Source organism: Rhodohalobacter sp., assembly GCF_041686455.1.
Taxonomy (GTDB): domain Bacteria; phylum Bacteroidota; class Rhodothermia; order Balneolales; family Balneolaceae; genus Rhodohalobacter.
In genome coordinates this window covers 1-11268 of sequence record NZ_JAWLDW010000086.1, presented here as the reverse complement: position 1 = coordinate 11268, position 11268 = coordinate 1, and the positions used below count along the sequence as shown (strand labels likewise).

9 protein-coding genes and 1 pseudogene are annotated in these 11268 nt (G+C 41.9%); 7 read left to right on the top strand and 3 right to left on the bottom strand.

What is annotated here, in order from left to right:
* Positions 1–27 precede the first annotated feature (27 nt).
* From ACESM0_RS09990 to ACESM0_RS09980, 3 genes are read right to left on the bottom strand one after another with little or no spacing between them, the layout of a single operon-like run.
* Positions 28–414 carry a GxxExxY protein gene (locus tag ACESM0_RS09990; protein ID WP_372906069.1) on the bottom strand — a complete coding sequence of 129 codons (387 nt, stop codon included), beginning with the start codon at positions 412–414 and terminating at the stop codon, positions 28–30.
* A 48-nt stretch (positions 415–462) separates the two neighbouring features.
* Complete coding sequence (gene scpA / locus ACESM0_RS09985; RefSeq protein WP_372906071.1) at positions 463–2601, bottom strand: methylmalonyl-CoA mutase; 2139 nt, start codon at positions 2599–2601, stop codon at positions 463–465.
* Entirely contained in the window at positions 2595–4577 is a 1983-nt protein-coding gene (locus ACESM0_RS09980; protein ID WP_372906067.1) for a methylmalonyl-CoA mutase family protein, read from the bottom strand. Before ACESM0_RS09980 ends, scpA begins: the two co-directional genes overlap by 7 nt.
* Positions 4578–4732: 155 nt before the next feature.
* Between ACESM0_RS09980 and ACESM0_RS09975 the strand changes: the two genes are divergently transcribed.
* The 7 genes and pseudogenes from ACESM0_RS09975 to ACESM0_RS09945 all read left to right on the top strand — a co-directional run.
* A complete protein-coding gene (locus ACESM0_RS09975) occupies positions 4733–5902 on the top strand; it encodes an acyl-CoA dehydrogenase (RefSeq protein ID WP_372906065.1) in 1170 nt (389 codons plus the stop codon).
* A gap of 224 nt (positions 5903–6126) precedes the next feature.
* The gene (locus ACESM0_RS09970; protein WP_372906063.1) at positions 6127–7386 is read left to right on the top strand and encodes a PAS domain S-box protein; all 1260 of its coding nucleotides are present in this window, start codon (positions 6127–6129) and stop codon (positions 7384–7386) included.
* Positions 7387–7446: 60 nt separating this feature from the next.
* Complete coding sequence (locus ACESM0_RS09965) at positions 7447–7881, top strand: SufE family protein (RefSeq protein ID WP_372906061.1); 435 nt, start codon at positions 7447–7449, stop codon at positions 7879–7881.
* 87 nt (positions 7882–7968) lie between these two features.
* Entirely contained in the window at positions 7969–8577 is a 609-nt protein-coding gene (locus ACESM0_RS09960) for a DsbA family protein (RefSeq protein ID WP_372906059.1), read from the top strand.
* A 3-nt stretch (positions 8578–8580) separates the two neighbouring features.
* Positions 8581–9129, top strand: a complete 549-nt coding sequence (locus ACESM0_RS09955) for a gamma carbonic anhydrase family protein (protein ID WP_372906057.1) — start codon at positions 8581–8583, stop codon at positions 9127–9129.
* Between the two features lie 48 nt (positions 9130–9177).
* On the top strand, positions 9178–10317 hold the full coding sequence (gene hemW, locus ACESM0_RS09950) for a radical SAM family heme chaperone HemW (protein WP_372906055.1): 1140 nt from the start codon (positions 9178–9180) through the stop codon (positions 10315–10317).
* Positions 10318–10321: 4 nt separating this feature from the next.
* Positions 10322–11268: pseudogene (locus tag ACESM0_RS09945) on the top strand (hypothetical protein); the annotation flags it as partial.

Below are 11268 nucleotides of genomic sequence, written 5' to 3'. Positions count from 1 at the left end.
AAAGTGACACAATGGTTTTCACCAAGGTCACGATGCCAATTGGCCGTTAATTACTCTTTTAACACCATTCTTCAATCTTGAAACATTGAAATTCAGTAAAAAACCAAGCTTAATTTTACTCAACTTCAAATATGTCAAAACTTGAGCTAAATGAACATCCGATAGAGATTCAACGGACTTAATTTCTACAATGAACTTATTTTCTACTAACAAGTCTATTCTATACCCTATTTCAAGTTGAACTTCCTCATATGTAAGGGGTAATGGAACTTCTTTTTGCACGAATAATCCTGATTTATTGATTTCGTAATAAAGGCATTCTTGATAGGCAGACTCCAATAATCCGGGACCTAATTGACTGTGAACTTTTAAAACACAATCTAAGACAACTTTAGAAATTTGATTTTCTGTCATAATCCTTTTCTTGGTGCTCCTTCGTGATAAACTTAGAGCCCTTTGTGGTTAATCTTCCATCAAGATTTTCAAAATCTTATGGGCCGCTTCGGCTATAACGGTGCCCGGGCCAAAGACGGCTGCAACACCCTGGTCGTATAAAAACTGATAATCCTGGTTGGGTATTACTCCACCCACAATCACCATGATATCTTCACGACCCAGGTTTTTCAACTCCTCAATTACTTTTGGGACGAGTGATTTATGCCCGGCAGCGAGGCTGGAAACTCCGAGAATATGCACATCATTTTCTACGGCTTGTCGTGCAGCCTCTTCCGGTGTTTGAAAGAGAGGGCCGATGTCCACATCAAAACCCAGATCGGCAAAGCTGGTGGATATCACCTTGGCTCCGCGATCGTGGCCATCCTGGCCCATTTTCGCAACCATAATTCGTGGTCTGCGTCCTTCCTTCTCTTCAAATTGGTCTGCCAGTTCTCTGGCTTTTTTAAACTCTTCGTTATTGTCGATTTCAGATGAATACACGCCGGATATGGATTTAATGGTTGCCTGGTAACGACCGAAAGATTTCTCCATCGCGTCGGAAATTTCACCTAAAGTAGCTCGCTTCCGTGCTGCATCAACGGCCAGTTCCAGCAGATTACCCTCGCCGGATTCAGCACATTTGGTAAGAGCAGTAAGAGATGCATCAACGTCTTCCTGATTTCTTTCAGCCTTTAATTTTTGAAGCCGTTCTATCTGAGACAGCCGAACTTTTTCGTTGTCTACTTCGAGGATATCGATCGGTTCTTCTTTGGCCAACCGATATTTATTTATTCCGACAATCGTCTCTTTCCCGCTGTCTATTCGAGCCTGTTTGCGGGCTGCGGCCTCTTCAATTCTCATTTTTGGGACACCGGCTTCGATAGCTTTGGCCATGCCACCCAACTCTTCAACTTCTTCAATTAGCTCGAGTGCATTCCGTGCCAGTTGATCGGTTAAACTTTCCACGTAATAACTCCCCGCCCACGGGTCAATGGCTTTGGTGATTCCCGTCTCTTCCTGCAGAAAGAGCTGCGTGTTTCGGGCGATACGAGCGGAAAAATCAGTAGGAAGAGCAATAGCCTCATCCAGTGCGTTTGTGTGTAATGACTGGGTATGTCCGAGCGCTGCCGCCATCGCTTCTATTGCCGTTCTGGCTATATTATTGAAGGGGTCCTGTTCAGTAAGGCTGTACCCGGACGTTTGGGAGTGTGTTCTAAGGGAAAGTGATTTTGGATTTTTGGGATTGAACTGCTTCATCAATTTTGCCCAAAGCATTCGCCCGGCGCGCATCTTTGCAATTTCCATAAAGTGGTTCATTCCAATACCCCAGAAAAAAGAGATACGAGGTGCAAACTTATCAACATCCAATCCGTTTTTTATTCCTGCCCTCACATACTCCAGGGCATCGGCGAGCGTGTAGGCGAGTTCCAGGTCAGCAGTTGCTCCGGCTTCGTGCATGTGGTATCCGCTCACGCTGATCGAGTTAAACCGAGGCATTTTTTTGGATGTATACTCAAAAATATCGCCTACTATACGCATAGACGGTTCCGGCGGGTAGATGTAGGTGTTGCGAACCATAAACTCTTTGAGAATATCATTCTGAATGGTTCCGCTTAGTTTTTCCGGAGAAACACCCTGCTCTTCTGCTGCTACAATGTAAAATGCCATAACCGGAATAACGGCTCCGTTCATTGTCATGGAAACAGACATCTCATCTAACGGAATCCGGTCAAACAGAATTTTCATATCCAGAATGGAGTCGATGGCGACCCCCGCTTTCCCGACATCGCCGGAAACCCTGGGGTGATCTGAATCATATCCGCGGTGCGATGCCAGATCAAAAGCCACGGACAGTCCTTTTTGCCCGGCGGCCAAATTTTTTCGATAGAATGTGTTGGAATCTTCTGCTGTTGAATAACCTGAATATTGACGAACGGTCCAGGGGCGAACTGTATACATTGTAGAATACGGTCCGCGGAGATAGGGCGGAATTCCGGCTGCAAAATCGAGATGACTCAAATTTGAAATATCGCTTTCCGAATATCTGGATTTCACATCAATTTTTTCCGGTGTGGTCCAGATAGTCTGCGCAGATTCACCGGAGTTTGATTTTTCCGAAGATAAGCCGGGTTTTAATTCAATGTTTGAAAAATCGGGTCTCATGATGATGGTTTTTCTGTATTAAAAATTTGATCCTGAATTTCTGAAAGTACTTCAGGTATGTTCATACCTGAATAGATAAAGTGATCGATGCCTATCTTTCTGTATTCAGCCTCTTTGTCTTTTGGATTACCGGCAAGTACAAGAACTCCATTTTCCCCAAATTCCTCACAAAATGGTTTGATCAATTCGGGATATTCATCGTCTGCACCACACAGTACGTAGATGTCGGTACTGTGGGGGTTTAGTTTTTTAGAAGCACTCTCAACGGATTCAAATCCAATTGGTGAATCTATACTGAATCCCGCACAGCCCAACATATTGGATGCAAAAGTAGCGCGGAGTTTTCTCCACTTCGTACTGCCAACAGGTACAAGCTGAGCAGTTGGATCTTTTTGGGTTGATTTGGTGTGCTTTTGGGTTCGATGCCGTATCGACTCGAATGCTTCAGCAGCTCGAAAAGGTTCAAGAGAAGTGTAAAGAACTTTTTGAGGCTCTAAATAAGATGCAAAGAGATCGCCCACAAAAAGGCTATTTCTGAGATTTTCAGAAAGCGAATCTACCAATCTTGCAGAATCGATGGATGCTGAATTATCTGTGGTTTCCAAGGAGTCGGTATAATCAGTTGTAATAACAGGTTCCGGCAGTTTTTCATCACTGTTTGGATAATTGTTGGTTCCTACCAGAGTGCGTTTGCCTGTAGCGTAAGCCTTCAACTTACTGTTTTTGGTAGTCTCGATTTCAGATTGTATGACTCTATTTTTTAAAGCGTCAAGAATACCGCCTTGTTTCTCAATCAGTTGGAAAAACTCCCAGCTTTTTTGGGATATCTCTTCAGTAAGCTGCTCAACATAGAAAGAACCTGCTGACGGGTCATCAACCTTGCCAAAATGTGCTTCTTCAGCAATGATGTGATGAATGTTGCGGGCAATGCGGGAAGAGAACGAATTTGAACTGCTGAATGGACTGTCGAAGGGTTGAATCATGAGGGAGTCGACACCGCCAATTACGGCCGACATCGCCTCAGTTGTAGCCCGCAATGTGTTATTGTGGGAGTCGGCAAGTGTCTGATTCTGCAGTGTGGTTTCGGCATGTATGTGTAAAGGCAGAGAGTTATTTATTCCGTAGGCATCGAGAAGGTTTGCCCATAAAATTCGTACCGCTCTGAATTTTGCAATTTCAGGAAAGTAAAGAGGCCCTGCGCTTAAACGGAATATTATGGACTTTGCAGTCCGATTGAGATTTTCTTTATTGCTGCAGGCAAAATACTCACTCGCAATAGCCAGTGAAATTCCCAGCTCCTGGATGATGGAAGCGCCCGAAGTGTGATAGAAAAGTCCATCGGCACACAGAGTTTTATAGTCATTCTTGCCTGCAAGCTGATGGATGACGTTAGTTAACTTTTCGGTCGGCAATGGCTCACGTCCGTGCTTTGCTGTATATGTAAAAGGATCGAAAAAGAAAGCCGCATCTTTAAATGTAGTACCCGAGTTCTGAGCCATGGCCAGAATTGCAGGGGTGTTCATACCGCTTTCGAAGAGCAGCTTGAAGTCAGAAAAGTCTATATCGGAGACGAAATTATCGAAATTTTTCTGAGACTGAATCTGGGTTCCTATCATATTTCCACTTAAAGCACCGTCACTGTAAGAGATATCGCATTTAATTTGAAATGCATCAGCTCCTCCTTTTATAGACTGCTTCAATTCTGAATTGGCTTTGACCGGATCGGACTCTGAAACCTGTTCACACCTTTTCCACGTAGAATTGATATTAGCCCGGATTGAATCAGGCTGATAAAATTCCAGACTTTCTAAATTGTCTGAGCGATAAAATGGGTAGGGAGTAAGTCCCTCAAGGGTTTCCCATTTTAGCTTCTGTTTATAATCAGCCCCATTCAGATCCCTTTTAATCTGCTCTTCCCATTTTTCACGGCTTATGGGTTCAAATTCTGAAAAAAGATTCTTTTCTTTTTGCTTCTTCACTGCAATTAATTTTATTCTGTTCTTATAATTACTTTGTAAAATAAAGAGGAGCACTCTGTTTAGCTAACGTAAACAGAAATTGAGTACGGAAAAGCGCTTACAAACCACTATATTTGTACCGAAAAAAATTATCGAATAACTAAATAAGAACGACTATGTCTGATACAGGAACTAAAATTGCTCCGCTCACACAATTGACAGAAGATGAGCAGATGCTGAGAGACGCTGCAGCTGAATTTGCAGATACGATGATTAAGCCCAAGGTTCATGAAATGGACGAGGCTGCCAAACTGGATGAAGGCCTGATCAAGCAGTTTTTTGAAATGGGTTTTATGGGCATCGAAATCCCGGAGGAGTATCAGGGCGGTGGCGGATCATTTTTTATGAGTATTGTTGCCATCGAGCAAATTTCCCGGGTTGATGCATCCGTTGGAGTATTTATGGATGTACAAAATACTCTTGTGAATAACGCATTTTTGAACTGGGGTTCAGATGAAGTAAAGAAAAAGTTTTTACCCCAGCTGGCAACCGAAAAAGTAGGTGCCTACTGTCTGTCTGAGGCCGGTTCAGGCAGTGACGCATTTGCTCTGAAATGTGCTGCTAAAGAAGACGGTGACGACTATATCTTAAATGGAACTAAACTCTGGATTACAAATGCGAAAGAAGCAGATATATTTCTGGTATTCGCTACGCTGGATCCAACTGCAGGGTACAAAGGTATCACAGCCTTTATTGTAGAGCGTGGAATGGAGGGTTTTTCTGTATCTAAAAAAGAGAATAAACTGGGTATCAGAGCCAGCTCAACATGTGAGCTTTTGCTCGAAGATGTTCGGGTTCCGAAAGAGAATGTGCTTGGTGAAGTTGGAAAAGGATATAAGGTTGCGATCGAAACATTAAACGAAGGTCGAATCGGTATTGGGGCACAAATGATTGGAGTTGCGCAGGGAGCATTCGATGCAGCTATAACCTATACGAAGGAGCGAAAGCAGTTTGGCAAAGCGATTGCCGATTTTCAAGGTGTTCAGTTTCAGCTCAGTGAAATGGCCACTCAATTAGAGATGGCAAGACTACTTGTTTATAATGCGGCCAGACTGAAAGAAGCTGGTCAGCCATTTTTGAAAGAAGCTGCAATGGCAAAATATTATAGTTCAGAAGTAGCTGAAAAAGTCAGTTCAATGGCGGTTGATCTCTATGGCGGTTATGGGTATGTGAAAGAATATCCTGTTGAGAAATATTATAGAGATGCAAAAATTGGCAAGATCTACGAAGGTACTTCAAACATGCAGCTTGCCACCATTGCTAAAATTATCCTGAAAGAGGGATAAGTCAGATGCAAGGAAATTTGAAGACTATGGGGAATTTTCTCGCAGTTATTTGTTTGCTAACAAAGTTTTTTGACTTCTGATTGAGAATTTTAGAAAAATATCAAATAATTGGAATGTTTTTGAACGACATTATCGTTTCCAAGGGTTGACAACGATAAACTCTGAACGAAAAACCTTTTTCTTGTATTAAACAAGAGAATAAGTAAGATAAATTGTATAGTTTGATGGATAATTTAGAACATAAGTTAAAATCGCTCGCTAAAGACGAAAAATCTTTTCAAGAATTGAAGGAGTTGTTTAGAGAAGTCGTTGAAGAGAAAGACAAGTTTAAAAGTCATTTAAACCTTCTTGAGAGAGCTATACAAAGCGATTATGATTCTATTGTGATAACAGAGCTTGGACTTGAAAAGCCCGGTCCAGAAATTGTCTATGTAAATGACGGGTTTACGAAAATGACAGGCTATACTCGTGAAGAAGCCTTAGGTAAAACTCCCCGTATACTACAGGGAGAGAAGACAGACCGGGCTGTTCTGGATAAACTGAAGGAAAGGCTAAAAGAGGGCAAGGCATTCTTTGGCCACACTGTAAACTATAGAAAAGACGGTTCAGAGTTTATCAACCAGTGGGATATCCATCCGCTGACTAACGATGAAGGCGAAATTACCCATTGGGTTTCCTATCAACACGACATTACGGAGCGAAAAAGATCTGAGAAAAAAGTAGTAGACTCCGAAATGGAGTTTGACAAACTCAGAGAAGAGAGTAAGAAAACCTTGATTGATGTAGATGAGCAAGGCAATATTGTTACTACGAACAAGGCATTTCGTGATCTTACAGGATATACTGATGATGAGTTGAAGAAACTTAAATTCTGGGAAATTCTTGAAGATGAACTTATCGAAACTTATAAACATAAGTTTGACTCGTTTAAACCCAGCGATTTTAATGATCGGTCTTATGAAATGGTCATCAAAAATAAAAAAGGTGGGCCTGTTGAAGTGAAGGCATCGGCCCGGATCCTTACAGTGCATGGGCAGAAGATTGTCAGAATGTCTTTTGAGAACAAGTCTCTGCAGAAACGCATCATGGCAATGCTGTCAAAGAGAAACGCAAATTTCGAAAAAGTTTTTGAACGCGATAAAGATTATAACTATAAACTAATAAAAACCGCCGGCAACGAGTATATGTTTGAATATGTCTCGGACAGCTTTAGTAAAATTACAGGTATTACAGCGGATGAAGCCGTTACTTTAAGCATGGATGATGTAATTCATGAAGACGATCTGAAATCTTTTTATGATCATTTAAATATTGTGTTGGATGGCAAACCAAATACAGAGCAGTATCGTATTAAGAGTAAAGATGGCGGCTATATTGAAGTAATTGATTACGCTAAACCGGAATGGAATACAGAACGCACTGCAGTAGAGGCCATAAAAGGAGCTACATCAACAGAAATTTCATCTGAGTATAATTCAAACTGATAGAAGATCGAAATCTTTTAATTCGCCTGTTTTTTGTATCTTTGCAGTAAAGAAAATGCTATGACAATACAGGAAAAACAGGAACGGATTATTCGAGAATTTAAAGCTTTGGGCGATTGGCCTGAACGCTACAAGTACATTATTAAGCTTGGCCAAAAGCTGGATTCACTTGATGAGAATTATAAAACAGATGATAATTTAGTGCGCGGTTGTCAATCTCAGGTCTGGCTTCACACAGAACTTGATGATGATAAAGTTATTTTTAAAGCAGACAGTGATGCGGCAATAACAAAAGGTTTGGTTGCGCTGATGGTACGTTTTTACTCTGACGAGACTCCTGACGATATTCTCTCCCACAATCCCGATTTTATAAAACAAATTGGTATGCAGGAACATCTCTCACCTACACGCTCAAACGGGCTTGCCTCTATGATTAAGCAGATGAAGATTTATGCGATGGCCTACAAAGCAAAACTGCAACAAGCAACAAACTAAATTAATCGAGTACTCTCGAAAATCTCTTCTTATATTCTGCCTTATTAGGTCTTGAAACTTTAATATGTACACACTTCAATAGATATTATGAATAAGAAAAATATACAGATTATTGCCCTGGTTGCATTTGTAGTTATTGCGGGAGGTGTTCTTTACTATGGATTGAGCAACAACTCCGGTAACGATACCGCAAATGCTGAACGACAGGCCCAGAAAGTTAATATTCTAAAATACAGTGATTATCAGTGTCCGGCTTGTAAGGCGTACATTCCGGCTCAGGAACAGATTAAGAGAGAATTTGGAGATATGGTCGAAATCGAATATCGTCATTTTCCTTTAAGCGGACACCAGTATGCAGCATTAGCTGCCTACGCCGCAGAAGCAGCCCGGGAGCAGGACAGTTTTAAGGAGATGCACGATATGATTTTTGAGTACCAGGAAGTTTGGTCTCAGGGAGATGCACGTGATCATTTTATGGATTTTGCCGAAGAGATTGGATTGGATATGGAACAGTTCGCAGCTGATCTGGAGTCTGAAGAGATTCATCAACGTGTTGAAAGCCAACGTCAGGAAGGAATTCGCCGACAGGTAAATGCTACTCCTACATTTTTCTTCAATGGACAGCGGTTGCGACAAAATCCACAAAATTATGACCAATTCAAGTCGATGGTTGAACTTTACATGTATCGCTCTTAAGAAATGGTTTATCAATTTTTAGATAAATCACCTCATTTCGAAGAATCTGTATTTGTAGCACCAAGTGCAGATGTTATCGGAGATGTGTCTATTGGCAAAGACAGTTCGGTTTGGTTTAACTCAACCATACGTGGTGATGTTAACTGGATTGAAATTGGAGAGCGTTCCAATATTCAGGATAATGCATCCATTCATGTGATGAATCAGACCGGCCCCACTAAAATAGGTAACGATGTTACCATAGGGCACAACGCAATGGTTCACGGTTGCACGATTCACGACAGAGTTTTAATTGGCATACATGCTACTATCTTAGATGAGGCAGTCATTGAAAGCGATGTGATTGTTGCCGCCGGAACACTGGTGCCTCCCGGGAAGGTGTTGGAATCCGGATATATGTATATGGGATCTCCCGCAAAAAGACACCGGAAGTTGACGGATGAGGAGATAGAATCAATTCAGAAGTCTGCAAATAATTACGTGAAATACCAGCGTACATACCGACAGGTTGATACGTACGACGAGAATCCTTTCTATACACCAAAGCAGTAACTTTATTTAAACAAAGCACAGAATAATCTGTGCTTTTCTTTTCCATGCATGGCCGGAATCTACGTACACATACCATTTTGTAAACAGGCGTGCAGTTACTGCGACTTCTTCTTTATTACCCGGAAAAAACTGATTGATCCATTTGTTGATTCGTTAGTTAAAGAGATTCAATCGTATCGGGGAACCCTATATTCTGATGAGAAAATTGAAACGATTTATCTTGGCGGCGGGACACCCTCCCAGCTTTCTCCCGATCAGCTAAAGCGTATCTTTGACGCATTGGCAGATTCTTTTTCTTTAAATCCGGTTGAAGTGACTATGGAGATGAACCCGGACGATGTTACTCCGGACTATTTGAAATCGCTCCTGGATCTGGGAATAAATCGGGCGAGCATGGGCGTACAGTCATTCGACGAAAAACTGTTGCAGTTTATGCACCGTGCCCATACAAAAAGCGAAGCCCTGAAAGCATTGGAAAGTTTACAAACAGCAGGATTTCCAACTTTTACCGCCGATCTTATCTATGGAAATCCAGGGCAGACTCTAGAAATGCTTGAAGAAGATATTTCTCAACTTCTTCAATTTGATCCGCCACATATTTCAGCCTACTCATTGACTGTAGAGCCTCAGACACGGCTGGGGAAGCAGGTGAAACTTGGAAGAATCTCTCCCCCGGAAGATGAAATGGTGGCAGAACATTTTGACCTGTTAGACGAAAAGTTAAACAGGGCTGGAATAGAGCGGTATGAAGTGAGTAACTTTTCCAAACCGGGGAAAGAAGCCGTACACAACAGTAACTATTGGAAGCATGAAAATTACCTGGGGCTTGGCCCGTCTGCCCATTCATTCTGGCTGCTTGAAGAGGGTGGCCTAAGATGGGAAAACCGGTCAGATATCAAGGAGTATATGGATGATTTATCCGCCGAAAGCACCATAAATCCTGAAAAACTGTCTATGCACAGCCTTGCGGAAGAGAGGCTGATGCTTGGATTACGAACCAAATGGGGAGTTGGTTTTGAGGAGCTTAAATCTCGTTACAGCTATGAACTGAACAGGGAGCAAAGATCATGGCTCGACTATCAAAGAGAGAAAGGAATGCTGAAAACAGAGGTGGATGTTTTGAGGTTTACATCAAATGGATTAAAAATAGCAGATCTCTTAATTGTTGACCTGCTCTCAAAAAGTTAAACCCATGAACACCTCGTTTTTTGAATTATGCAATACCATTCAGATGATTCGCGAAACACGAGGGACAAACGCTAAAATCACGATTTTTGCTGACTTTTTATCTGATATAAATACTGCAGAAGATTTAGAACTTACCGCACAGTTTATTGGTGAAGGCGCTTTCCCGGCAATCAGCGGGAAACGAGCTTCAGTGGGCAGCAGAACAACAGGGCTTGCGGCTTCTGAATTTTGTGAAATTGATTACGACAAGGTTTATAAACCGTGCAGAACCGCAACGGGCAGTAATTCGGAAGCGATTGAGAGGTTACTGCAAAATATTCCGAAGGCTATTGAAGAAAGGGATCCGGTGAGTTTATCTCTTCAAGAAGTGAGTAGGCTGTTTCATGATCTCCTCGAAGTTTCTTCCCGCGAAGATAAAATAGATCTGCTCCAAAAAATGTGGAGAAAGATGGATCCGGTTGAAGTGAAATATTCCATCCGCATGCTTGGACAGGGCTCATTAAGAATAGGATTTGAAACAAGAAGTGTTATAGCATCCATTGCCAAAGCATTTGGCTACAAAAAAGAGAGTGTCCGCTATGCCCATATGATTACAGGGAGCATTGGTAAGACGGCTGTGCTGGCCAAGGAGGAACGTTTAGACGAGGCTGAATTTAAACTTTTCCATCCACTGTCGTTCATGCTTGCCTCTCCCATAGAGAGCAGATCTATAGAGATTCTTTCAGACTATATCGCCGAAGAGAAGTTTGACGGAATGAGGGCGCAGGTTCACCATTCTGAGAAAAAAGTGGAAATCTACTCTCGAGATCTTAATGAGATTACTCAATCTTTCCCGGAAATTCAGAATTTTTTCAAAGAGAGAACAATTCCTGAAATTGTTCTGGATGGCGAAATTTGTGTCTATTACGATGAAAAGATTCAGCCGTTTCAACTTCTTCAAAAGAGAATGGG

Coding starts and splice junctions, on each gene's coding strand:
- ACESM0_RS09990 (WP_372906069.1), bottom strand. CDS start 414: ATGACAGAAAATCAAATTTCTAAAGTTGTCTTAGATTGTGTTTTAAAA.
- ACESM0_RS09975 (WP_372906065.1), top strand. CDS start 4,733: ATGTCTGATACAGGAACTAAAATTGCTCCGCTCACACAATTGACAGAA.
- ACESM0_RS09970 (WP_372906063.1), top strand. CDS start 6,127: ATGGATAATTTAGAACATAAGTTAAAATCGCTCGCTAAAGACGAAAAA.
- ACESM0_RS09965 (WP_372906061.1), top strand. CDS start 7,447: ATGACAATACAGGAAAAACAGGAACGGATTATTCGAGAATTTAAAGCT.
- ACESM0_RS09960 (WP_372906059.1), top strand. CDS start 7,969: ATGAATAAGAAAAATATACAGATTATTGCCCTGGTTGCATTTGTAGTT.
- ACESM0_RS09955 (WP_372906057.1), top strand. CDS start 8,581: ATGGTTTATCAATTTTTAGATAAATCACCTCATTTCGAAGAATCTGTA.
- hemW (WP_372906055.1), top strand. CDS start 9,178: ATGGCCGGAATCTACGTACACATACCATTTTGTAAACAGGCGTGCAGT.